Source organism: Paraburkholderia caledonica (assembly GCF_000383275.1).
GTDB classification, from domain to species: domain Bacteria; phylum Pseudomonadota; class Gammaproteobacteria; order Burkholderiales; family Burkholderiaceae; genus Paraburkholderia; species Paraburkholderia caledonica.
Genome location: NZ_KB911042.1, coordinates 231,338 through 253,958 on the forward strand (window position 1 = coordinate 231,338; position 22,621 = coordinate 253,958).

19 protein-coding genes are annotated in these 22,621 nt (G+C 60.6%); 12 read left to right on the forward strand and 7 right to left on the reverse strand.

Going from position 1 to position 22,621, the window contains the following annotated elements; all coding sequences use genetic code 11:
• Positions 1-294: 294 nt before the first annotated feature.
• Complete coding sequence (locus H281_RS0124675; protein ID WP_020069810.1) at positions 295-918, forward strand: SCO family protein; 624 nt, start codon at positions 295-297, stop codon at positions 916-918.
• 25 nt (positions 919-943) lie between these two features.
• Positions 944-2,902, forward strand: coding sequence for an RICIN domain-containing protein (locus H281_RS0124680; protein WP_020069811.1), 1,959 nt, complete (start codon positions 944-946; stop codon positions 2,900-2,902).
• 506 nt (positions 2,903-3,408) lie between these two features.
• Here H281_RS0124680 and H281_RS0124685 read toward each other — a convergent pair.
• Both H281_RS0124685 and H281_RS0124690 read right to left on the reverse strand, forming a co-directional pair.
• Positions 3,409-4,044 carry an FMN-binding negative transcriptional regulator gene (locus tag H281_RS0124685; protein ID WP_020069812.1) on the reverse strand — a complete coding sequence of 212 codons (636 nt, stop codon included), beginning with the start codon at positions 4,042-4,044 and terminating at the stop codon, positions 3,409-3,411.
• Between the two features lie 183 nt (positions 4,045-4,227).
• Positions 4,228-5,790 carry a hypothetical protein gene (locus H281_RS0124690; protein WP_020069813.1) on the reverse strand — a complete coding sequence of 521 codons (1,563 nt, stop codon included), beginning with the start codon at positions 5,788-5,790 and terminating at the stop codon, positions 4,228-4,230.
• A gap of 928 nt (positions 5,791-6,718) precedes the next feature.
• Between H281_RS0124690 and H281_RS0124695 the strand changes: the two genes are divergently transcribed.
• On the forward strand, positions 6,719-7,762 hold the full coding sequence (locus H281_RS0124695; RefSeq protein ID WP_241077910.1) for a glycosyltransferase: 1,044 nt from the start codon (positions 6,719-6,721) through the stop codon (positions 7,760-7,762).
• A 130-nt stretch (positions 7,763-7,892) separates the two neighbouring features.
• On the opposite strand, the gene H281_RS0124700 is transcribed toward H281_RS0124695, so the two are convergent.
• Positions 7,893-8,867 carry an FkbM family methyltransferase gene (locus tag H281_RS0124700; protein ID WP_020069815.1) on the reverse strand — a complete coding sequence of 325 codons (975 nt, stop codon included), beginning with the start codon at positions 8,865-8,867 and terminating at the stop codon, positions 7,893-7,895.
• Between the two features lie 218 nt (positions 8,868-9,085).
• Positions 9,086-10,618, reverse strand: coding sequence for a methyl-accepting chemotaxis protein (locus H281_RS0124705; protein ID WP_020069816.1), 1,533 nt, complete (start codon positions 10,616-10,618; stop codon positions 9,086-9,088).
• A 403-nt stretch (positions 10,619-11,021) separates the two neighbouring features.
• Here H281_RS0124705 and groES point away from each other — a divergent pair, with 403 nt between their 5' ends.
• On the forward strand, positions 11,022-11,312 hold the full coding sequence (gene groES, locus H281_RS0124710; protein WP_006047749.1) for a co-chaperone GroES: 291 nt from the start codon (positions 11,022-11,024) through the stop codon (positions 11,310-11,312).
• A 52-nt stretch (positions 11,313-11,364) separates the two neighbouring features.
• The gene (groL, locus tag H281_RS0124715) at positions 11,365-13,005 is read left to right on the forward strand and encodes a chaperonin GroEL (RefSeq protein WP_020069817.1); all 1,641 of its coding nucleotides are present in this window, start codon (positions 11,365-11,367) and stop codon (positions 13,003-13,005) included.
• Between the two features lie 177 nt (positions 13,006-13,182).
• On the opposite strand, the gene cysC is transcribed toward groL, so the two are convergent.
• The 3 genes from cysC to H281_RS0124730 all read right to left on the reverse strand — a co-directional run bounded on the left by cysC (position 13,183) and on the right by H281_RS0124730 (position 16,154).
• Positions 13,183-13,797: an adenylyl-sulfate kinase gene (gene cysC, locus H281_RS0124720; RefSeq protein ID WP_020069818.1), complete on the reverse strand. Its 615-nt coding sequence runs from the start codon at positions 13,795-13,797 to the stop codon at positions 13,183-13,185.
• Between the two features lie 17 nt (positions 13,798-13,814).
• Positions 13,815-15,026 (reverse strand): sulfotransferase family 2 domain-containing protein, encoded by a 1,212-nt coding sequence (locus H281_RS0124725; RefSeq protein ID WP_020069819.1) that lies wholly within the window; start codon positions 15,024-15,026, stop codon positions 13,815-13,817.
• A 267-nt stretch (positions 15,027-15,293) separates the two neighbouring features.
• Positions 15,294-16,154, reverse strand: a complete 861-nt coding sequence (locus tag H281_RS0124730) for a hydroxymethylpyrimidine/phosphomethylpyrimidine kinase (protein WP_020069820.1) — start codon at positions 16,152-16,154, stop codon at positions 15,294-15,296.
• A gap of 286 nt (positions 16,155-16,440) precedes the next feature.
• Here H281_RS0124730 and H281_RS0124735 point away from each other — a divergent pair, with 286 nt between their 5' ends.
• From H281_RS0124735 to H281_RS0124765, 7 genes are all read left to right on the forward strand, one after another.
• Complete coding sequence (locus H281_RS0124735) at positions 16,441-16,611, forward strand: rubredoxin (protein ID WP_006047743.1); 171 nt, start codon at positions 16,441-16,443, stop codon at positions 16,609-16,611.
• Positions 16,612-16,856: 245 nt separating this feature from the next.
• On the forward strand, positions 16,857-18,266 hold the full coding sequence (locus H281_RS0124740) for a hypothetical protein (protein WP_020069821.1): 1,410 nt from the start codon (positions 16,857-16,859) through the stop codon (positions 18,264-18,266).
• 252 nt (positions 18,267-18,518) lie between these two features.
• On the forward strand, positions 18,519-19,097 hold the full coding sequence (locus H281_RS0124745) for a YqgE/AlgH family protein (protein ID WP_020069822.1): 579 nt from the start codon (positions 18,519-18,521) through the stop codon (positions 19,095-19,097).
• A gap of 10 nt (positions 19,098-19,107) precedes the next feature.
• Complete coding sequence (ruvX, locus tag H281_RS0124750; RefSeq protein ID WP_020069823.1) at positions 19,108-19,548, forward strand: Holliday junction resolvase RuvX; 441 nt, start codon at positions 19,108-19,110, stop codon at positions 19,546-19,548.
• The gene (pyrR, locus tag H281_RS0124755; RefSeq protein WP_020069824.1) at positions 19,535-20,074 is read left to right on the forward strand and encodes a bifunctional pyr operon transcriptional regulator/uracil phosphoribosyltransferase PyrR; all 540 of its coding nucleotides are present in this window, start codon (positions 19,535-19,537) and stop codon (positions 20,072-20,074) included. Before ruvX ends, pyrR begins: the two co-directional genes overlap by 14 nt.
• 86 nt (positions 20,075-20,160) lie before the next feature.
• On the forward strand, positions 20,161-21,186 hold the full coding sequence (locus tag H281_RS0124760; protein WP_020069825.1) for an aspartate carbamoyltransferase catalytic subunit: 1,026 nt from the start codon (positions 20,161-20,163) through the stop codon (positions 21,184-21,186).
• A gap of 93 nt (positions 21,187-21,279) precedes the next feature.
• Positions 21,280-22,560 carry a dihydroorotase gene (locus H281_RS0124765; protein ID WP_020069826.1) on the forward strand — a complete coding sequence of 427 codons (1,281 nt, stop codon included), beginning with the start codon at positions 21,280-21,282 and terminating at the stop codon, positions 22,558-22,560.
• The last annotated feature ends 61 nt before the right edge of the window (positions 22,561-22,621 follow it).

Below are 22,621 nucleotides of genomic sequence, written 5' to 3' on the forward strand. Positions count from 1 at the left end.
CCGAAGTCCCGAGCCGCCGCGTGTGGACAAGTTTCACGTAACGAAGCACCAGGAAGTGTGGGGTACTAAACAAACCGTCGTCGCCGTCTTCGCATACGATCGAATGCCGTCGACGTTAATCGCTGCCTCCAAACACGTAACCGGTTCGCCGTCTCCGGAACCGAAGCAACGTAGCGATCGCCGACTCACCCGACGTGTTCATTGACTGCCGCGCCAAACGCTGTTTGCGAAGGCGAGTGTGCAGTTCTGTGAGCTTTTGCGGAGGACGACGCCTTGTTTGATCCAAAAGCTCTCATGCGCGCTGAACCTGGCGAGTCCACGCCGGTTGAAAGATCGTCGCGCCGCGTCTTCCTGCGTGATGCCGCAATGCTTGCACTCGCGGCGGCGCCTTTGTCGTCGTACGCACAGCATGGGACGTCGGGGCTCGTCACTCCGCCAGTTCGTCTGGAAGACACGCGACTGGTCGATCAGACCGGTACAGAGCGATCGCTGAACAGCATGCTGCTAGATGGCGTGACAGCAGTTCAGACCATCTATACCGGATGTAGCTCCGTATGTCCTCTGCAAGGAGCGCTGTTCAGCGCGGTGCAGCAACGGTTGCAACAAACTCGTGGACGTTATCCGGTTCGATTGCTCTCGATCGGAATCGATCCGCTTTCCGACTCACCGTCCGCGCTGCATGAGTGGCTCAAGCGTTTTCAGGCCGGGCCAGCATGGACTGCTGCGACTCCGACACTACGAGACGTCGACGGAATGCGGATGGCGCTTGCAGGCAGCCGCTTGCCGCTCGGCAACATTGCGGATCATGCAACCCAGATCTACTGCTTCGATGCAAGCGCGCGGTTGCGCTGGCGCAGCGCGGATCTTCCACGTGTAGACGAAATTTGCAATGCGCTGGGCGCATTGGGGCGCGCGTAGTTCAACGTTAACTGGAGCAGAGATCATGGCGCCAATTCCGTTTGTCAGATTCATCGGGCTCTATGCAGGCAGGTGCGTGAATGCACTTTGCGTCGCCGCTATAGCGTTCGCGCTTACCACGTTTGCGACCCGCGTAGAGGCGCAAACGGTAGGTCCGATCACGCTCAGCGGTATGAATCTGTGCGCGGACGTTGACGCTGCATCGACAACGGGTGGCGCCTCGGTCATTTCCTGGGGCTGCTCGGGCGGTGCAAATCAGCAATGGCGGCCCGTACCCACCGGATCACAGTTCCACTTCGTAAATCAGAACAGCGGCCTGTGCATGGACGTGACAGGAGAGAGCTTGAATGCTGGTGCCGCCATTATCCAGTGGGCGTGCAACGGTCAGACGAACCAGACATTTACCGCGAAGCCGCAAGGCAACGGCTACGCGATCGTCGCGGCGCACAGCGGCATGTGTCTGGCGGCGCAGAGTCTGACTGGATGGGGTCAGCAAATCCGGCAGCAGGTATGCAATGGGAGCGCTCTGCAGACGTGGCAGTTGAGCGGCCTGAATGTGAAGACGTTGCCGTCGAAGTGGTCGGCGCCTGTCGGAGTGCCGATGGTTCCCGCGGCAGCCGCCAATCTTCCTGACGGCAATGTGCTGGTGTGGTCGTCGGATATGCTTCTCGACTTTACGTCCGGTGAAATCACGCCGGGAAAGACCTACACCGCGGTCTTCAACCCGACCACGGGAACCAACAAGCAGGTGCTGGTCAGCAACACCGGGCACGATATGTTCTGCCCCGGTATCGCGAATCTGCCGGACGGCCGCCTGCTGGTGAACGGGGGATCGAGCAGCTCGAAGACGAGCATCTACACGCCTTCGACAGGTCAATGGTCGTCGAGCAACCTGATGAAGATCCCACGCGGCTATCAGGGGACCGTTACGTTGAGCAATGGGAGCGTATTCACGCTCGGTGGCTCATGGAATGGCGGCGAGGGCGGCAAAAACGGCGAAACGTGGACGTCCGGTTCGGGCTGGCAAATCAACGGCGCGATACTCGCCGACTACATATTGACCCAGGACGCGGCGGGCATATTCCGCGCCGACAATCACGCGTGGTTGTTCGCAGTGTCCAATGGACGCGTTTTCCACGCCGGCCCGAGCCAGGCCATGCACTGGTTCGACACGGCAGGTAACGGCAACGTGACCGATGCCGGCAAGCGCGCGAACGATACCGATGCGATGAACGGGAACGCCGTCATGTACGACATCGGCAAGATTCTCGCTGTTGGTGGTGCGCCAAGTTACGAGCAGTCGAATGCGACGTCGAATGCGACGCTCATCGATATCAGCACCGGCACAGCGGTCGCCACCGCGCTGCCTCCGATGAGCTATACGCGGGCATTCAGCAGCAGCGTTGTGTTGCCGAGCGGGCAGGTCGTCGTGGTGGGCGGTCAAGCCTTTGCGCAGCCTTTCTCGGACGACACTGCGGTGCTGACTCCGGAGTTGTGGGACCCGACGACGAAAGTCTTTTCGCAGCTCGCGCCGCAAGCTGTGCCGCGGACGTATCACAGCGTTGCGCTGCTATTGGCGGATGGCCGCGTGCTGAGCGGAGGCGGGGGACTGTGCGGCGGCTGCGCGACTAACCACACGGACATCGAAATACTTACGCCGCCGTATCTACTCAATGCGGATGGATCGGCAGCGACACGGCCGACCCTCAGTAACGTACCCGCCGATGCACAGCTCGGTACTTCCATCGCCGTGAAAGCGAGTAGTGGTGTCAAGGCATTCGCGCTCATGCGCCTGTCGTCCAACACGCATGCTGTAAATAACGAGCAGCGACGCGTGCCGTTGAGCTTCACGGTAGGTACGGCCGGTGAATTCATTCTGAAGATTCCGGCCGATCCTGGTGTTGTCGTGCCTGGCTACTACATGCTCTTTGCGTTGAACACCAATGGCGTGCCGAGCGTGTCACGCACGCTGCGCCTGCACTGATGATTACGTCGACAACCTTACGCCGGGCGATTCGGCTGACGATCTGCCTGGCGATACTAAGCAATGCGCATTTCGCGCATGCCGACTTGAGCTGCTCTCCGGGCGATATGGGCTGTGCGATTTTCACTGGGCAACGTGCGGCAGTAGCGCACCTGCGCGACGACAATCAATCGCTGCCGGAATGGACCACGCGATGCGTGAACTGCCATACACGGACGGATCCATCGCCGGGCTTTGCACCGCCCCTTACTCGTGGCTACTTGCTCGACGCAAGAAGCCGCCGGGGCGGGCCGCCCAGTCGGTACGATCCCGTTGCTTTCTGTCGGGCAGTCAAAGACGGCATAGATCCGGCAAGCGTGGTGTTGCGCAAGTCCATGCCTCATTTCGAGCTATCGAGTGCCGAGTGTGCAGCGCTTTGGCGCTTTGTCACTAACCCGTAGTGCGTTGGACGCTGCGGGCATGTTGCCCACTGGCCGACTTGAGGAGGGCGCCGGGGCCAACATGACTTACTGCTTATGCGGCGCGTGCTCGAGCATCGCATCGGCGATTCGATGATTGCCGTTTTCCTTCAGCGCTTCGGCCGCGCCCTCGATGTCGCGTGCGTCCTTATTCTGGCTTAGCTTGCTTTTGCCCACGAGCCGCGTGATCTCGATCTCCAGGCCGACAATCGCTTTGAGCATGGTGTCGATATATTCGCTCGGCGCGTCTCCCATTTTCCAAGGACGAGGCTGGCTCGCCTCATGTGTGCGAGTCAGGCGCGCCACGAGGCCTCGCACGTATTTCTCATCGTCGCGAATCGTGATGCGGCCGTGCGCGTGCACCACCATGTAGTTCCAGGTGGGCACCTGTCTGTGCGTTTCCTGCTTGCTCGGGTACCACGTCGGCGAAATATAGGCGTCGCCCGCATGGAAGACGACGAGTACTTCATCGCCGTTGGCCACGTCCTGCCACAGCCGATTGTTTCGCGCGACGTGCGCGTGCAGCACGCCGAATTCGCCTTCTTCCGGCGCTAGTTCGAACGGAATGTGATTAGCGTCCAGACCGCTCGTGCCGTGAGTGACTAGCGTGCCGAAGGGATTGTGCGCGATGAACGCATGCAGCACGTCTTTGCGCGCTTCGTTGAAATGGTCGGGTACGTACATGGCTGCTCCGTTGAGTTCTGTACGCAGTGTGCGCCAAAACTCGTGTCGCCTGTAGAGCCAGCTTCGGGCGATTTCTTCAGGCCAGAGTCGCGGCGCCGCGTGTCGGTGTCTCGTGAAAAAGAAATGGCCTCCCGCCAGAAAGCAGCGGGAGGCCATTTCGTACATCGAACCCGGTCGGGCGGATCAGCTGTCCGCGTGGCCCGACGTAAAGTTCGTGAATGCGCCGTACGGCGGATTCAGCGCAGTACCGTTGGTCATAATGCCGAACGTGTTGTTGCCGCTGTCGAGCACGTAGTACATGACGGACTGAATGTTGTGCGTCTTGCGAGCCGCATAGAACGAACCCAGTTGCGACGTAATGTAACTCGCTCGATATGTTTGCGACTGCTCCGGGCCGGTGTTCCACTCGGTGATGAAGAACGGCACACCGTATCGGGCCTTGCAGTACGCAGGCAGGTTGATGCCCGGACCCGCGCCATCGGTACCGATGTTGAAAATGTCGCCATACACTTCATAGTTGTGCCATGTCGTGATGTCCCAGCGCACCTTCGGATAGCCGCCGCTGCCGTCCGGTTGCATGCCGTCCCACAGCGCGTCCGAGGCACCGACGTCGGCGACGCAGAAGTTGATACCGCATTTCGCGCCGGGCTGCGCGGCTTTCACTCCGTCGATCATGCCGCGCATTGCGCCGCGCATGGTGGGCCAGTTTGCGTTGTTAAAGTCGAGGGCCTTCGTTCCTGCGTTCGTCGAATCGATGATGATCGCCCTGTCGCGCGTCAACTCGTTTCCGCATTCATAGAACGTCACGCCGTACGGCTTCAACGCGTTTGCGATTGTGAATGCCGGTCCATACGTGGCGTTGTACGCAGCGGATTCGCCTGCGAGCAGTCTGCCGCTGCTGTCGTAAAGACCCAAGTTGACCAGCACGAGCAGCGTCATACCCGCCGACTGGAACGCCTGTGCCAGTTTGACCACAGCATTCAATTGATTCGGATCTGCCGTGCAGCCGACGCGGTAGCTCGTGCAGCCCAGGCCCTTCAGGATCGATATGAGTTGCGTCGGCGTGTACGTGTAGTCGAAGTGACCGTTAATGCCAAAGAAGCTTCCGGCGGTCGCGGCGGTGGCAATACGCGGATCGCTACATGGCAACCATTGGGCGGCCACCTCTGCGTTCGCGTAGAACTGTCCGCTGGTGTTGCGGCAATAGATCTTGCCGCCGTACCAGAGCACCAGCGACACGTTGTAGTTGTTGCCAACAACCGCGCCGTTCCGGGAGATGACGCCGTTGGTCAGCGTCCACACGGCGCCGGTCTTGTCGACAATGTTGGGAGCCGACGGCATCGTCGTACCGTCCGGCGACGTCGTGCCTTGGCGCGGGTCACTCGTAGACTGCCACGTCGATCCAGTCCACTGGTAAAACTGTGAGCTGGTGTTCTCAACGTAAATGTTGCCGTTGAAGCACAGCGCGAGAATCACGTTGTAGTTGTTCCCGGCCTTCGCGCCATTGCGATAAGCGACACCGCCCGAAAGAGTCCAGGTGGCGCCCGAGCCGTCGACCAGGGATGTCGCCGGCGGCATCGCGGCGCCGTTCGGCGACGTGCCTTTGGCCGTTGCGTTCGTCTTTTGCGCCGCAGAATTAGCGGTAATTGCGCCGCCTTCTTCCGCACCACCGCCGCCGCATGCGCTCAAAATAACACTACCGCTCAGTGCCGTCAGTGCGCCAATAAACTGTCGTCTTTTCAACATTTTGAATTATCCGCTATCGAAAAAACCCCGAAAAAATTTATAAATTTGATTTTGTATTTTGTTGATTACTGATCTTGAAACTAGAAAATCTTTGTTTTTATTCGCACTACTGATCTTCTATAAAATATCAGTGCTATTTAGTGCGTCATGCCGTGCGTCTGCCGAACCGGTTCGCGCCGCTTTAATGAACGAGGCGGTTCAAACAAACGCGCACGAGCCAGTCGAAACGGCCGGGCCGATTCGCGCGTCGGGGAATCATCAACAGTGGGGTCAACCGAACTGTTTGCCGGAACCGCGGATCAGAACGGTGTCCATGCAAACGTTTGCTGGGAGCGAACCCGCAATGCGTAAAATTTGCGGGGTTGCTACTGCGAACGGGGTAGATCTTACCCGCAAGAGTCGTCGGACAAAACGAGAAATAGCAAATTCCCGCCAGAAAGCAAGATCGTTTCCGATTTCGCGGGTTGTCCCAAATAAGTTTTACTTTCTCCTTATCGTATGGGGACTGGTCGCCCTGCATTTTTTTCGCTTTGACCCCAAGAGATGGATGTCATATTTTCCGCTTTCATGCGCGTCGGCTTAGCTTCCCGCCGCCACATCCTCGCGTGGCAAAAACGACACGAATGCCTGCGTTCAGCACTTTCGGACACGGACGCCCTGGGCTCCTGTGAGATTGGCGCGTTCTAAGGTGATGCAACTTCGCAAAACGATTTGGCGCATGCTAAGCTGAACTTAAAGATGGAGCGTTAATTCACCCAATACTGGTTTAGGCGTTTGAATGGTGGGCATCGTAAATGTCCGGGTATTCGCCTGAGCGTGTTGTTTTCGCGCGTGAAGCTTGACCGGAGATTGTCGAATGTCGCAGGTCAATGACGAAACCAGTTACGCGAATGGAAAAGACGAAGTGAAAAGACGGCCGCGAGTGTTAATGTGCCCTTTTAGAAATCCTACAAACCGCTACATCGACATTCAGAAGGATCTATATAGATCCGCCGGCTACGATGTGTTCCCGCTGTCAATCAGGGGACTGCTGAGCGGCGGGTTGGCCGATCTGTTCAAGCCGGAGAACATGCTTGTATTTCATTGGCTTGAATACCGGGCGTTCAGGCGTCAGAAAGGCACGGCACAACTTAGCGTGACCGGCTGCCTGCTGCTGGCGTTCTACTGTTCATTGATGTTGATCGGGCGAGCCAAGGTCGTGTGTTTCGTACATGATCAGGCAGTGCACGATACGGTCGGCTTCAACAGGCGCTTGTCTATGCGGATTATTGCGCTCGTTCATCGTCTTGCCGATGTCCGTGTTGTACACGCGCCGGATTTTCAGGCTCGCTACCGTGCGCAGTATTTACCTCATCCGCTCTATTGGGACGCTCCCGGCCATCCGTCAGGTACGGCGAAGCCCCGCGGCGCGGCGCCGCTTTATACGATGCTCGGCGTGATTCGTCCATATAAGCAGATCGACGCGGTACTCGACGTTTGGCCGGGCGATTGCAAACTGCACGTCGCCGGCCACGGCACCGAAGCTTATCTCGCGACGCTGAACGAAATCATCGACAGGAAATCGCTGCGAGAAGCCGTGCGCATCGATTCGAAGTTTTTGACCGACGCAGAGTTCGCGCAAGGCATTGCGCAGAGCGACGTGTTGATCTTGCCGCACGCGGCCGACTCCATGCTCGTCAGCGGCGTCTTCTTTGAAGCCATTGGTCTCGTGCCGGTTCTGATCGCACGATCGACACCTTTCATGGCGTGGGCCGCGCGGAGGTTCGACAACGTCATGCTGTTCAATGACGTAAGCGAGCTTCCTGCGATTCTGAAGTCGGTCAATGAGTCGTGGCAGACCATTGCCGGCAATGCGGCCAAGCGCAAAGCTGTCGACGAGTTCGGGTGGAACGCCTGCTCCCGGCAGTACGCGCAGTTTTTCGAGTCGGTCGTAGGGCATACGAACGCTGTCGAAAAACCGGTCACTGAGTGACGCTGTGAGCCGGTAGGGCGTTGTTAGGTTCGTTGGTACGTTCTTAGTTAGCGGAGGCCGTGTTAGTCCCGGCTGTTATCCGCTGCGGTTCTAAAGCGCCAAGCGGCTTGCGTGCAGCAAGCCGCTTTTGCTATCGCGCGAGTGACGCCGTCTTCGTCGCGAAGATATCGACGTAATTGAGTGGATCGTCGCGCCATTTTGTAATTGTGCTCCGCAGGCGCGCTGCGATTGTTCGCATGGGTTCCGTCTCGGCTGGTATTCCCGCCTTTGCGTCGGTTTCTTCAACCTTGCCGTAAGTGAAGTGTTCCTCAAGAAACTTAAGCACGACGTTGGGATCGCCCCCTAACCGGGCCATATGATATGGCGACCATTCCACGAGAATCGCATCGGCTTTCGCAAGCGTCTTGCTGCCGCCAGCAAAGACATAGGGCTCCGCACCCTGTGTGTCGACTTTCGCAAAGACAGGGCCGGATAACTGAATAGGAAGATCATCCAGCCTTGCGCAGCGCACTTCGATGATCTTGCGACCCACCTCGTTCTGTTTTGCGGGAAGGTTGGTTTCGAAGTGAAGGCGGTGGTCGCCCAGATTGCCGTCGGCAATCTCGAAGGGCAGCACTTCCTCTCGTTCGTGCAACGCGAGTTGGAAAGTCTCTATGTTGGGTGACGGGCAATTTTCCGCAATGTTGCGTAGAAGATTGCGGTAATTGACCGGTTCCGGTTCGAACGCATAACACTTCACGCGCTCGTTGTGCTGCGCAATCGGTATGGTCGTCATGCCGATGTTCGCGCCGATGTCGAGATATGTTCCTCCCGAACCGGCGAAGAACAATTTCAACTTGTCGGAAAGCTCAGGCGCCCAACGTCCGGTCTCGGCGTATTTCTTCAGAATGCTCAGATCATTCGAACTGCTGACCATCGTGCCGTACTGTCCATTTGCCGAGAACCGCACAACATTGAGCTTCCGTGAGAGGCTGGACAGGTAGAGATAGCCATACTCTCTCGCGAGCGAGTTATCTTCCAGGAGGGACTTTGCCATCACATGCCGAAGCCTCAAGGGAAGCATCGAGGTTACAGCGCCAGCGGCGGAGAGAACGAGTTTCTTCATGAGAAACAGAATACAGCAACCCTATTTCCGCAGCGTTTCCACATCTCCTCGCTTTCGGCAAAGGCATCAACGAAATCGGCCAGGCCTGGTAAGCGGACGACACGACAATGAACGCAACGCCGCGCTGGTGACGCAACAGGCCCGGGGCCGCTATATGAGCGAAGCAACGTTAGATAACGGTTGATCTAGCATTGCGCCGCGAACCTCCGGCTCATGTGTCAGGCGGTGCGGAAAACCGATACGGCGGTGCGCAATTGCTGCGCTTGATGTTCGAGAGAGCCGGCGGCCGCAGCCGCCTCTTCGACTAACGCGGCGTTCTGCTGCGTCACTTCGTCCATCTGTGTGATCGCCTGATTGATCTGCTCAATGCCGCGGCTCTGTTCGTGCGACGCCGACGCGATCTCGCCCATGATGTCCGTCACTCGCTGAATCGCGATGCCGACCTTTTCCATGGTTTCCCCTGCGCTCGCGACAAGTTCGGCTCCTGCCTCGACCCGCGAGCCCGATGCCTCGATGAGCGCCTTGATATCTTTGGCCGCACTCGACGACCTTTGCGCGAGACTGCGGACTTCGCTCGCGACGACGGCAAAACCCCTGCCTTCCTCGCCGGCTCTCGCGGCTTCGACCGCCGCGTTGAGCGCAAGAATGTTCGTCTGAAACGCAATGCCTTCAATGATGCCGATGATCTCGGCGATCTTGCCCGAGCTCTCCTGAATCCCGCTCATCGTGTCCACGACTTGGCCCACGATCCTGCGTCCTTCGAGCGCAACCTGATTTGCATTGTCGGCGAGTCCGTTCGCTTGCCTCGCGTTTTCCGAGTTCTGCTTGACGGTCGCGGTCAGTTCTTCAATGCTCGCCGCCGTTTCCTGCAGCGATGCGGCTTGCTGCTCGGTCCGTGCCGAGAGGTCCGTGTTGCCCGCTGCGATCTGACTCGTCCCACTCATTACGGCCTCGGAGCTCGTGCCGATGCGGACCACCATGTCGAGCAATGACTGCCGCATGCGTGCCACCGATGCGAGCAAGCTCGTTTCATTAGCGCCCGTAACGACGATCGGAAGACTCAGGTCGCCGACCGACATGCGGTGCATGGCCTGCGAAACGTCGGCGGGTTCGCCGCCAAGTGCGCCGGTCACGCGGCGAATGATTTGCCAGGCAAGTGCCGCAATACCCAGAATCGCAACCGAGATCAGGGTGATGAGGAACGCGCCCGTTCGCCAGAACGTCGCGCTGATATCGGTGGTGAATATGCCCGTTCCGATCCACCATCCCCACGGCTTGAATTCGACCAGTCCGTTGATCTTTTCTACCATCTCGCCGCTGGTGGGATGTTTGGCGAGCACCGTCATGATCGGAATATGTTCGCGGGCGAGCATTTCACGGTAGAGGTCGCCGTCGGGACGTCCGTCGGGTGCCTTTCCGACGTTGATCTTGCCGACGGTCGAAGCCTTGCGGTGTACCAGCGTGAGGCCGTCGGGAAGGCGAGCCCAGAAGTAGCTCTCGTCCGAATAATTCAGTTGGCTCAACGCCTCTTTCGTCGCGGACTGCGCCTGCTCGGTCGTCAACTTCCCGGCCACTTCCTGGTCGTGGTAGTACGTCGCGAGGTGCTCTGCCATTCGCAGCAGATTGGTGATCTGTGCGCGCTTGTCGTCGAGCATCGCTTGTCTGACGCTGTAAAGACTGTAGGAACCGACAACCAGGAGCGCGACGAGCGCCGCGAGCGCAAGCATCGTCAGGCGCGTGGAAACCTTCATTGGAAACCTCAATTGTTCAGTGGTCCCGCGCCGGATCAGTATAAAAAGCGCGCAGGTTTCTCATCAACGGCACGGCGCACCGATACTGTATTAGGGTTTCTATGGATTCGATGACGCGCGCCCCTTGGGTTGGCGGGAAGGTCGAGAAGATTTCTTGTGAGTGAGCAGGTTCGGGTTTCTCCCTGCCTTGGCCGCCTCGGATCTGGTGGAGTGGGCGGGCTAACTATCCCGTGGCGGGGCAGAGCATGTAAATCTCAACTGTCCCCACATCCCTTCTTGAATTTGTCACCACCCGTCCATATAATTAGCACTCGCTGCACGAGAGTGCTAACAACTTCGCCGGTTGGCTCGGCCAGCCGGGTTTTCCAAGCGTTCTTCAGTCTCAATCAAGAGAGGAGTATGTATGAACCTTCGTCCTTTGCATGATCGCGTGATCGTCAAGCGTCTGGATCAAGAAACCAAGACCGCGTCGGGCATCGTGATCCCCGAAGCCGCAGCAGAAAAGCCGGATCAGGGCGAAATCCTGGCAGTCGGCCCGGGCAAGCGTGACGACAAGGGCGCACAGATCGCCCTCGACGTGAAGGTTGGTGACCGCGTCCTGTTCGGCAAGTACGCAGGCCAGACCGTCAAGGTCGACGGCAACGAACTGCTCGTGATGCGCGAAGAAGACATCATGGCCGTGGTGAACAAGTAAGCGCAAGCCGCTACTTCCCCGGTTATATCCCAAGAATTCAAGGAGTTAGAAGATGGCAGCTAAAGACGTCGTATTCGGTGATTCCGCCCGTGCCAAGATGGTCGAAGGCGTGAACATCCTCGCGAACGCTGTGAAGGTCACGCTGGGTCCGAAGGGCCGCAACGTTGTCCTGGAACGCAGCTTCGGCGGCCCGACGGTCACCAAGGACGGTGTGTCGGTCGCAAAAGAGATCGAACTGAAAGACAAGCTCCAGAACATGGGCGCGCAAATGGTCAAGGAAGTGGCTTCCAAGACCAGCGACAACGCAGGTGACGGCACCACGACCGCAACGGTTCTGGCTCAGTCGATCGTCCGCGAAGGCATGAAGTACGTTGCATCGGGCATGAACCCGATGGACCTGAAGCGCGGTATCGACAAGGCCGTGGGCGCCGCGATCGAAGAACTGCGCAAGATCAGCAAGCCGTGCACGACGAACAAGGAAATCGCACAAGTCGGCGCGATTTCGGCAAACAGCGACTCGTCGATCGGCGATCGTATCGCTGAAGCAATGGACAAGGTCGGCAAGGAAGGCGTCATCACCGTCGAAGACGGCAAGTCGCTGCAAGACGAGCTGGACGTCGTCGAAGGTATGCAATTCGACCGCGGCTACCTGTCGCCGTACTTCATCAACAACCCGGACAAGCAAGTTGCCGTGCTCGAGAACCCGTTCGTGCTGCTGCACGACAAGAAGGTCTCGAACATCCGCGATCTGCTGCCGGTTCTGGAACAAGTCGCCAAGGCTGGCCGTCCGCTGCTGATCATCGCAGAAGACGTCGAAGGCGAAGCACTGGCAACGCTGGTGGTGAACAACATCCGCGGCATTCTGAAGACGGTTGCCGTGAAGGCTCCGGGCTTCGGCGATCGCCGTAAGGCCATGCTGGAAGACATCGCGATCCTGACCGGCGGCCAAGTCATCGCTGAAGAAACCGGCCTGACGCTCGAAAAGGCAACGCTGGCAGAACTGGGCCAGGCGAAGCGCATCGAAGTGGGCAAGGAAAACACGACGATCATCGACGGCGCTGGCGAAGCTGCAAACATCGAAGCGCGTGTCAAGCAAGTCCGCACGCAAATCGAAGAAGCTACGTCGGACTACGACCGTGAAAAGCTGCAAGAGCGCGTTGCCAAGCTGGCAGGCGGCGTTGCAGTGATCAAGGTCGGCGCTGCGACCGAAGTCGAAATGAAGGAAAAGAAGGCACGTGTCGAAGACGCACTGCACGCAACGCGCGCAGCTGTGGAAGAAGGCATCGTTGCAGGCGGCGGCGTTGCGCTGATCCGCGCACGTACGGCGATTGCCGGCCTGAAGGGCGCTAACGCCGATCAGGACGCAGGTATCAAGATCGTCCTGCGCGCAATGGAAGAGCCGCTGCGCCAGATCGTCACGAACGGCGGCGAAGAAGCCAGCGTCGTGGTGGCGGCAGTTGCTGCTGGCCAGGGCAACTACGGCTACAACGCAGCAACCGGCGAGTACGTCGACCTGGTTGACGCTGGTGTCGTGGACCCGACGAAGGTCACGCGCACTGCACTGCAAAACGCAGCATCGGTGGCAGGTCTCCTGCTGACGACCGACGCAGCTGTTTGCGAACTGCCGAAGGAAGACGCACCGATGCCTGGTGGCATGCCCGGCGGCATGGGCGGCATGGGCATGGACATGTAATTCATGTCCGCTCCCTGGTTGCGCCTCGTACAGAGGTTCAACCGGGAGCCCATGGAAAAGCGCGCCGCAAGGTGCGCTTGCAAAAGAGAAAACCCGCAATCAAATGCGGGTTTTTTTGTTTCTGCGCTCATTCGTTTTTGCGTTTCTGCGCGACGACAAGCGGTCAACGGCTTACGACTAAGCCGGTTGCGCGAGGCAGTGCTCATGCAAGTACCGGAAGATACCCGCTACGCTTTCGGCCGGCGTCAACGTTGCGGTGTCGATTGTGATATCCGGATCGACCGGGGATTCGTAGGGCGCTGATACGCCTGTGAACGATGCAATTTCACCGGCCAGCGCCTTTGCATACAGACCTTTCGGGTCGCGGCGCGCACATACCGCGAACGGCGCGGACAGATATATCTCCACAAATTTGTCAGCGCCCACGATATCGCGCGCCATCGTCCGGTCGGCCTGCGTCGGCGAGATGAGCGCAGTAATAACGATAAGTCCTGCGTCGTTCATCAACTGGGCGACATGCGCGACACGGCGGATGTTTTCGTGGCGGTCGTGCTGATCGAAGTCAAGATCGCTGCCAAGGCCGTGGCGAACGTTGTCGCCGTCGAGTACATAGCAGGCCCGGCCTTGGCAGACGAGTTGCCGTTCCAGTTCGAACGCGATGGTCGACTTGCCTGCTCCCGAGAGGCCGGTCAGCCAGATCGTGACCGGCTTCTGGTGGAGAAGACGCATCCTGTCCGCGAGCGTAATGGCACCGTGAAACCGTTGCACCGGGCCGCCGAGCTGCTGTTTCATTGTGTGTTCCTGAAGGCTTAAACGCAGTGCCAACCCCGGCGCCATACGCCGGCGTTATGAAGCCGTTCTGCCGAATCGGCCACGGCGACATGGAATCCGTCCGGCGCGTCCGGCGGCAAAGCGATCGAAAAGCCGGTGTAGGCGCTCGGATAGCCGGCGCTTGCAACATCCGGCCGATGCTCGCCGGTTGAGCCGCTCGCAACGACCTCGCTGCCGACGCGCACTTCGAGCCGCACACTTTGTTCCGGGCGACTGAGGTTCACGGCCCAGCCGGACACGACACCGTCGAGCACCGAGTCGACAAAGCCGTCGTACATATCGGCAAACGTTCGCGCTTCGCCCTGCGCGAACCGCAGGTATTCGTTGATCGGCGCGAGGTCGAAGCGGTTGATCACGCCGTGTACTTTGACAAGGAACGCTTCGTCGAAGCCGAATACCACCGAGCTGTGAAGGTACGGATTCTCGAGCTGATTAATTTCTGCCTGGATCACGTGAACCAGATTGAGGGCATTCGCAAACACGCTGCCCGACTTATGCGCGTCGCGTTGAATTTCGCGCTTCGCGTATTCGAAGAACTCATAATCCAGGCGATTGTCCTGAATAAATTTCTGTTTCGCGCTTTCGCTCAACTGACCAATGTTTTTCGCCGAACCGCTCGTAATGTTCGTCTCAAAGTAGAACGGCAATTTCATTCCGGTTTTGGCACAAAGCCGGAGGAGAAATTCGCTCATGTTTTCGCAGATGCCGACTGCGCTGAAGTGATGCTGCAGGTTGGCTTTCGCAATACCGAGACTGAGTTCATCTGGTGCCGGATGACCGCTCAACATTTGCACGAATACATTTTTGCCGCCGAGCGACTCGCTGACCCACTCGTCGAGCGAAAGGGCGCCGCGCAGCACGAGCGCTTCGGTTGCCGACACGCTCGCACCGCGTGCGACATCACCGTTCTTTCCGTTCAGTGCATAGCGGTAATGCGATATTTGCCGGGCGAGCGGATCGCGCAGAATGGTGCAATAGGCGAGCGGCGTCTTGAGACTTCTATGAATACCGTACGGTTGATGACCGCCGCCAATGCGCGTTTGAAGTAGCTTGGCACGGCACCGGTCCCAACCGTCGCCGGTCCATTCGAATACGGTGAATTGATCTTTGCCTCTATTCAGGTCGAAAAATGAAATCACCGTGGATCCCCCGCTTTTGGGCGGGTGAATGAAAAACGTGGGCGATGACATATGAAATATGAAGATATTTCGATTCCTGAGTGTATCGCGCGCGTTTGTCTCTCGTTGTAACGTTTAATTACGCGACGGATTCTGGATTCGGGGGGCGGGACGTCATTTACAGGCCGCTGCCCAGCGACAAAAGATGGCGTCAGATGCGCGAACCGCCAGGAGACAGGAAAACGCCGCAGCACGCGGCTGCCGCGCACGCCGGGCGAGGTGCCGGCGCGCGAACGTCGAAACAGGCGATGGGCGGTAAGGCGAAAAGAGGAGAGCGCGTCAGTGCCGCGCTTCGCCGGGCGCCGCGTCCTTGCCGCTTGCCGGCGGCGTTTCGTCGTCGCTACTGCGAGCCCAGAAGAACCGGTCCGGCATATACGCGCCCATACCCGGCCGGAACGCGCTGCGCACCGCCTGGTACAGATATTCCTGAGCCTCGCGAACCGCCTCTGCCGGCTCCTGGCCATTGGCAAGAAGTGCCGCGATGGCCGAGCCGAGCGTATCCGTCAGGCCCATGATGCGGTGACTGCCGCGATCCCACATGTCCTGGCGCAACTGGCCGTCTTCGCTGAAAAGCGTATTGACCAGCCGGTGCGTGCCGGTTTCCGTCGACAGAATGTATTCGCAGCCCTGCGACAGCAGATGCGAGATCGCGGCGTCGAGGCTCGGTGCTTCGGCGTCGCCGTCTGGCTGGGCGAGCGCGAGCAGGGTGGCCGAGTCGGCGACCAGCAAGGTGGTTTGCGGCGCGAGCAGGTCGGCAATGGCTTCACGCAGTTCATCGGCGGCGAGGACGTGCTCGTCGTCGAGTGTGAAGTCGGGGGCAAGAATTAGCGGAATGTCGTCGTAATCGGCCACTACTTCGGCGATCGCGCTCACTACCTCGGCGCGCGTGCAGGCGCCGACCTTGAACGCTGCAATCGGCATGTCCTCGAGCAGCATGCGCGCCTGGGTCGCGACGACCTCGGGGTCGAGCCCGTTGACTTCGTCGCAACTCGCCGAGTCGCGCACGGTATAGCCGGTGAGCACGGAGACGCCATGACAGCCCATGCTGGCAAGAGTCAGCAGGTCGGCTTGCAGGCCAGAGCCGCCGGTGGGATCGGAGAGGCCGAAGGTGAGGACGATCGGAGGCGTGTCGCTAGGCATGAAGATTTACAAAGGAGCAGTATTTTTGGCGCGGTGAGTGCGCAAGCGGCTCAATTATGCGTCCTAAAACGGCCCGGGGGCGTTTTTTCGCATCCCCGTCGGCTTCGTCCCGTTCTTCCTGGCTAACCTGTGGCGCGACGCCGCACGCAGCGGCGCTTTTTCCCATCCGGCATCGCCGAAGGTCGGCGGGCACAGGGACTGCGCGTTTGCGATTGCTAGGCATTAGGGCGGCAACACGGTACCATCATGGCTCCCGTTTCCACGGACTTCACGACGCGATACAAGAATGGAATATCAAAGCTGGATGTGCCTGATTTGCGGCTGGATTTACGACGAAGAAGCCGGTTTGCCGGACGAGGGTATTGCGCCGGGCACGCGCTGGGAAGACGTTCCCATCAACTGGACGTGCCCCGAGTGCGGCGCGCGCAAGGAAGACTTCGAGATGGTCCAGATCTGAAGACAAACGGCGGCCGGCGTAGCCCGGCCGAGGTGTGGCACGCGCCGGAACGTCCTCGTGCTGGCCGTGTCTCCAACCGCAGGTTGACGTTGCGTAGTCTGTCATGGCGCATTGGTCGTTCTGCATTTGGTCTCTGTGCAGCTGTCCTCGCGCATTTGTCATTGTTCAGTCGCCGGTTCGCGCGTTAGGCGCTCAGTCTGCGCGCGGCGCCCAACGGAGGCCCGCCGACTTTCCGTCGCCAACTCATGACTCTTCGATCCGCAGCACCCGTTCCCTTCGACGCATTGCCCAATCCGCGCGGCGGCGCTGTTCGCCTTGCGGAACTGGCGCTAGCCGAAGCGCTGCTGGCGTTCGAGCAACACACCGGCTGCACCACCGCGCTGGTGCGCGCCTCGCACGCACTGCGCAGCGCGGGCTGGCTGAGTGCCACGCGCTTCGCCGACGTGCTCGTGCGCCTTTCGCCGCTGGCCGGGGGCGATCCGTCTGAGGCCGAACACGTGCGCCCGGCGTTCGGTGCCGCGCTGCGCGACTTCCGTGCAGCGCTCGAACGTCACAACCTGCGCGAACTGGCTTGCTCGCCTACGCTCTTCAGTCATTACCGCGAGTTGTGTGCCGATCTCGGCGAACACACCGCGGCTTCTCCGGTGGCCTTCGAAGACCTCGCACTGACCGCGCGGCCCGTGCCGCCGGTTTCGTTTCATGCGCAGTCGGCCGAGCAACTGGCTCATCTGCGTGCGCGCTACGAACGCGCGCTGCTCCCGGTGCTGCGCTCGCAGCCGGATACGGGCAGCGTGGCGGCGCGCGCTGCCACTAACGCCGCGCTCGACGAACTCGACGCTGTATTCACCGAACTCGCCGGTCCCGATCCCTACGACTTCTGGCGTCTTGCCAAAGCCTGCGCCCGTGCATTGCGAGTCAGCGGGCGCGCGGCGGGTGAGCCCGACTCACGGCGTTTCTACGCGCGTTGCAATCTGGCGCTTGCCGATCATGCACGCGGCATCGAACGCGCGCAGCGCTCGCTGGTGCGAGCCACCCTCGCGCTGCTGTGGCGCGATTACGCACTGTTCGGCGCCGCCGCTGAAGATGCCGACCAGGTCGAGGTGCTGCACGATTACGGCTTGACGGTCGATTGGCACGTGGCAGGCACGCAGGCATCGGAAATGCTTTGGGAAGCCGGAGCCGTGGAGGCGCAGTCATTCAGCGCACGCACTTCCATGACACGCGAACTGGGCGTGCTGAGCGTGAACACGCATGCGTACGAAGACTTTTTGCAGACGGCCGACGCGGCCATCTCCGCGCTCGCCGAACATGCGCGCGCCGCGGACCAGCCTGAGAAGGCCGATCCGAGCGAAGCGCTCCAGGCGGGCGACGCCGCGTACCGGCTCGGGTCCGCAGCTTGCGCGCTCGGTCTTGGCCATGTCGCGCTGCTGGCCGATGCGCTGGGGCTCGCCTGGCGGCGTCGCGCTCATGCCGGCGTGTCGACGCCTGCGGTGCGTGCGCACGTGATCGTTGACGCGCCCGCGGCCAGTGCGCTGGAAGGCGCGGCCGAGGCATTGCGCGCCACGCTGCACAAGGTGGCGGCCGGCGTGGCGCCGCCGGCCAGCGGCGCGGCGCTGAGCGCGCTTACACGGGCGATCGAGCAGGGCGGCGCGTAGCGGGCGTCACGTGCGCCCGGGCCGCGCAGCGAGCGCATGAGGTACGCAACTACGCAGGCAACGAAGTAGGCAACCAGGCGGGCTACCAGGCAGTCAAGCGCGCAGGCCCAAGCTGCACCGTGGCAAGGCCCGCGTGCGTGATAGAGTGCAATATGAATCGCCGTCGATGGCTTGCGGCACGCTCCATGACTCGCGTCGCCAATCCACGCTCAAAGCCCGCCATCCTGCACCGTCTTTGCTAAAATCCGAACTATGTCCAAGAGTACCGATCGCATCAATCTGACCAACCAGTTCCTGATCGCCATGCCCAACATGGCCGATCCGACGTTTTCAGGAACGGTGGTCTACCTTTGCGATCACAGTGAGCGCGGCGCGCTCGGCCTCGTGATCAACCGGCCGACCGATATCGACCTGGAAGCGCTCTTCAGTCGCATCGACCTCAAGCTCGAAATCGAGCCTCTCCTTCATGTTCCCGTGTATTTCGGCGGCCCGGTGCAAACCGAGCGCGGCTTCGTGCTGCACGACCCGAAAGACGGCAACACTTATACGTCGTCCATGTCGGTGCCCGGCGGTCTTGAGATGACCACGTCAAAAGACGTGCTTGAGGCGGTTGCCAGCGGCACCGGTCCCGAGCGTTTCCTGCTCACGCTCGGTCATGCCGGCTGGGGCGCGGGTCAGCTCGAAGAAGAGATTTCGAAAAACGGCTGGCTGACGGTCGAGGCCGATCCGAAAATCGTGTTCGACGTGCCGGCCGAAGAGCGTCTCGAAGCGGCGCTGGCGCTGCTCGGCATTTCGCTGTCCATGCTGTCGGGCGAGGCCGGGCACGCATGAGGGGCGCCGCATGAGCCTGCCGGCCGGACGTGAGGCGACGCTGCTTGCGTTCGACTACGGTGAAAAGCGCATCGGCGTGGCGGTCGGCAATTCGCTGACGAAGAGCGCGCGGCCGCTCGTCATCGTGCAGAATCGCAGCCGCGAATTTCGCTTCGCAGAGGTCGGCAAACTGATCGCCGAATGGAAGCCGGACGCGCTCGTCGTCGGCTTGCCAATGCATCCGGACGGCACGCCGCACGAAATGACGCAGCTCGCCAAGCGCTTTGGAAACCAGTTGAACGGCCGCTTCAATTTGCCCGTCACGTGGATCGACGAGCGTTATTCATCGGTGGAGGCAAAGTCGGGTATCCGCGAGGGCAAGGGCCGTGCCGACATGCTCGACGCCGAAGCCGCCAGCATCATCCTTCAGCAATATCTAGACGGACTTTCCGACAATCATGAGTTCCATTGACGCCGAAGCGCTTTATCGCGCGCTGCTCGATCAGATTCGCGCCGCCTACGGCGACGAATTCGGTGCGGCGCAAAACGGTGCCGAGGGCGCCGTGCTCGCCGGCATTTACAGCGGCGGTGCGTGGCTCGCCGAACGGCTCGCGCATGATCTGAAGCTCCCGAGTTTCGGCGTGGTGAATGTCGCACTTCATCGGGACGACTACGCGAAGAAAGGTCTGCATTCGCAGGCGAGTCCGACGTCGCTGCCGTTTTCCGTCGACGGCCGCCGCATCGTGCTGGTCGACGACGTGCTGTACACCGGCCGCACGATCCGCGCAGCGCTCAATGAACTCTACGACTACGGCCGCCCGGCGGCGGTCGAACTGGCGGTGCTCGCCGATCGCGGCGGGCGCGAGTTGCCGGTAGCGGCACGCTTCGTCGGCGGCGTGGTGGATGTGCCCGCGGACGCGACGCTGGTGCTCGCGCGCGACGAGAGCAGCGCAGGCCAGCCGCGTTTCACCTTTCACACCGAAGCCCGCGCCGATTGAGCACGGCATCGGGCGCGAGTGCGCACGCACCGCGACTCGCCGCCCGCCGCACACACGTTGAAGTCCGTTTCTCCAGCAGGTAACTCATGAACACCGCGAACCAGGCCTCTCACGACCAAGCCGACAGCGCCACCGAGCGCTTTCGCTACGGCTTCCTGAAGGGCAACCCGCAGCTCACGAAAAACGGCGAGCTGAAGCATCTGTTGTCGATTGAAGGTTTGCCGAAGGCGATCGTCAACCACATTCTCGACACGGCAAGCCAGTTCGTCAGCGTGACGGATCGCGAGGTCAAGAAGGTCCCGCTGCTGCGCGGCAAGTCGGTCTTCAATCTGTTCTTCGAGAATTCGACGCGCACACGCACCACGTTTGAAATTGCCGCGACACGGTTGTCGGCCGACGTGCTGAATCTGAACATCAACGCTTCGTCCACGAGCAAGGGCGAATCGCTGCTCGACACGATCAACAATCTGTCGGCCATGCACGCCGACATGTTCGTCGTGCGTCATGCGTCGAGCGGCGCGCCGTATCTGATCGCCCAGCACTGCGCACCGCACGTGCACGTGATCAATGCCGGCGACGGCCGTCATGCGCACCCCACCCAGGGTCTGCTCGACATGTACACGATCCGCCACTACAAGAAAGACTTCACGAATCTGCGTGTGGCGATTGTCGGCGACATTCTGCATTCGCGCGTCGCGCGCTCGGACATCCACGCGCTAACCACGCTCGGCGTGCCCGAAGTGCGCGCGATCGGCCCGCGTACGCTGCTGCCGGGCGGCCTCGAACAAATGGGCGTGCGAGTGTTCCACAACCTCGACGAAGGGCTGAAGGACGTCGACGTGATCATCATGCTGCGTCTGCAGAACGAGCGGATGAGCGGCGCGCTGCTGCCGTCGGCGCAGGAGTATTTCAAGAGCTGGGGCCTGACGCCCGAGCGGCTTGCGCTCGCGAAGCCCGACGCAATCGTGATGCACCCAGGCCCGATGAATCGCGGCGTCGAAATCGATTCTCAGGTGGCCGACGGTCCGCAATCGGTGATTCTGAATCAGGTGACGTTCGGCATTGCAGTGCGCATGGCGGTGATGGGGATCGTCGCAGGCAATAACGATTGATCCGGCAAACGCATGCGTGCTGAGCCACCCCGGCGCACATGCGGCAAACAACGCAGAACCTGGCCGAATCCGGCTGAAACATTAAGGCAGCGCATGAAGATTCATATTCAAGGCGGCACGCTGATCGATCCGGCAGCGGGTACCGAACAGCAGCAGGACGTTTTCATCGAGGCGGGCAAGATCGTCGCGCTCGGCAACGCGCCCGCCGGTTTCGAGGCGACGCAAACCATCGACGCGCGCGGTCTGCATATCGCGCCCGGTCTCGTCGACCTGTCCGCGCGTCTGCGCGAGCCGGGCTTTGAACACAAGGCCACGCTCGAATCGGAAATGGCCGCGGCGCTCGCTGGCGGCGTGACGAGCCTCGTTTGTCCGCCGGACACCGATCCGACGCTCGACGAACCCGGTCTCGTCGAAATGCTGAAGTTCCGCGCCCGTAATCTCGATCAGGCGCATGTGTATCCGCTCGGCGCGTTGACGGTCGGCCTGAAGGGCCAGGTCATCACGGAAATGGTCGAACTGACCGAAGCGGGTTGCATCGGTTTTTCGCAGGCCGACGCGCCGGTGGTGGATACGCAGGTGTTGATGCGCGCGCTTCAATACGCGAAAACGTATGGCTACACGGTGTGGCTGCGTCCTGTGGATGCCTACCTCGGCAAGGGCGGCGTGGCGGCGAGCGGCGCGCTGGCGTCGCGGCTCGGCCTTTCCGGCGTGCCCGTCGCGGCGGAAACCATCGCGCTGCATACCATCTTCGAACTCGTGCGGGTGACGGGCGCGCGGGTGCATCTGTCGCATGTGTCGTCGGCGGCGGGCATCGCGCTCATGCGCGAGGCAAAGGCGGAGGGCTTGCCGGTTTCGTGCGACGTCACCGTGAACCATGTGCATCTGATCGACCTCGACATCGGCTACTTCGACGCGCAGTTCCGGCTCGACCCGCCGCTGCGTCAACAGCGCGATCGCGAAGCGATCCGCGCGGGTCTCGTCGACGGCACCATCGACGCAATCTGCTCCGACCACACACCGGTCGACGACGACGAAAAACTGCTGCCCTTTGGCGAAGCCACGCCGGGCGCTACCGGCCTCGAACTGTTTCTGTCGCTAACGGTGAAATGGGCCGACGAAGCCGGTGTGCCGCTTGCAAAGGCGCTCAACCGCATCACCGCAGCGCCGGCCGCCGTGCTCGATCTGCCAGCGGCGGGCAGCGTTGCGGTAGGCAGCGTAGCCGACCTCTGCGTATTCGACCGTCACGCGCATTGGCGCGTCGAGCCGCGCGCGCTGAAGAGCCAAGGGCATAACACGCCGTTCCTCGGCTACGAATTGCCGGCTCGCGTTCGCGCGACCATCGTGGCCGGTCGCGTCGCATTCGAGCAGCGCTAACGTGCCCGGCATGGCTCACGCATTGGCCAGCCTGGATTTCGCATCGACCCGCAACGGAAAG

Bases quoted from the DNA above. Each gene is read 5' to 3' on its own strand.
- H281_RS0124675 (WP_020069810.1), top strand. From the start codon at position 295: ATGCGCGCTGAACCTGGCGAGTCCACGCCGGTTGAAAGATCGTCGCGC.
- H281_RS0124680 (WP_020069811.1), top strand. From the start codon at position 944: ATGGCGCCAATTCCGTTTGTCAGATTCATCGGGCTCTATGCAGGCAGG.
- H281_RS0124685 (WP_020069812.1), bottom strand. From the start codon at position 4,044: ATGTACGTACCCGACCATTTCAACGAAGCGCGCAAAGACGTGCTGCAT.
- H281_RS0124690 (WP_020069813.1), bottom strand. From the start codon at position 5,790: ATGTTGAAAAGACGACAGTTTATTGGCGCACTGACGGCACTGAGCGGT.
- H281_RS0124695 (WP_241077910.1), top strand. From the start codon at position 6,719: ATGTGCCCTTTTAGAAATCCTACAAACCGCTACATCGACATTCAGAAG.
- H281_RS0124700 (WP_020069815.1), bottom strand. From the start codon at position 8,867: ATGAAGAAACTCGTTCTCTCCGCCGCTGGCGCTGTAACCTCGATGCTT.
- H281_RS0124705 (WP_020069816.1), bottom strand. From the start codon at position 10,618: ATGAAGGTTTCCACGCGCCTGACGATGCTTGCGCTCGCGGCGCTCGTC.
- groES (WP_006047749.1), top strand. From the start codon at position 11,022: ATGAACCTTCGTCCTTTGCATGATCGCGTGATCGTCAAGCGTCTGGAT.
- groL (WP_020069817.1), top strand. From the start codon at position 11,365: ATGGCAGCTAAAGACGTCGTATTCGGTGATTCCGCCCGTGCCAAGATG.
- cysC (WP_020069818.1), bottom strand. From the start codon at position 13,797: ATGAAACAGCAGCTCGGCGGCCCGGTGCAACGGTTTCACGGTGCCATT.
- H281_RS0124725 (WP_020069819.1), bottom strand. From the start codon at position 15,026: ATGTCATCGCCCACGTTTTTCATTCACCCGCCCAAAAGCGGGGGATCC.
- H281_RS0124730 (WP_020069820.1), bottom strand. From the start codon at position 16,154: ATGCCTAGCGACACGCCTCCGATCGTCCTCACCTTCGGCCTCTCCGAT.
- H281_RS0124735 (WP_006047743.1), top strand. From the start codon at position 16,441: ATGGAATATCAAAGCTGGATGTGCCTGATTTGCGGCTGGATTTACGAC.
- H281_RS0124740 (WP_020069821.1), top strand. From the start codon at position 16,857: ATGACTCTTCGATCCGCAGCACCCGTTCCCTTCGACGCATTGCCCAAT.
- H281_RS0124745 (WP_020069822.1), top strand. From the start codon at position 18,519: ATGTCCAAGAGTACCGATCGCATCAATCTGACCAACCAGTTCCTGATC.
- ruvX (WP_020069823.1), top strand. From the start codon at position 19,108: ATGAGCCTGCCGGCCGGACGTGAGGCGACGCTGCTTGCGTTCGACTAC.
- pyrR (WP_020069824.1), top strand. From the start codon at position 19,535: ATGAGTTCCATTGACGCCGAAGCGCTTTATCGCGCGCTGCTCGATCAG.
- H281_RS0124760 (WP_020069825.1), top strand. From the start codon at position 20,161: ATGAACACCGCGAACCAGGCCTCTCACGACCAAGCCGACAGCGCCACC.
- H281_RS0124765 (WP_020069826.1), top strand. From the start codon at position 21,280: ATGAAGATTCATATTCAAGGCGGCACGCTGATCGATCCGGCAGCGGGT.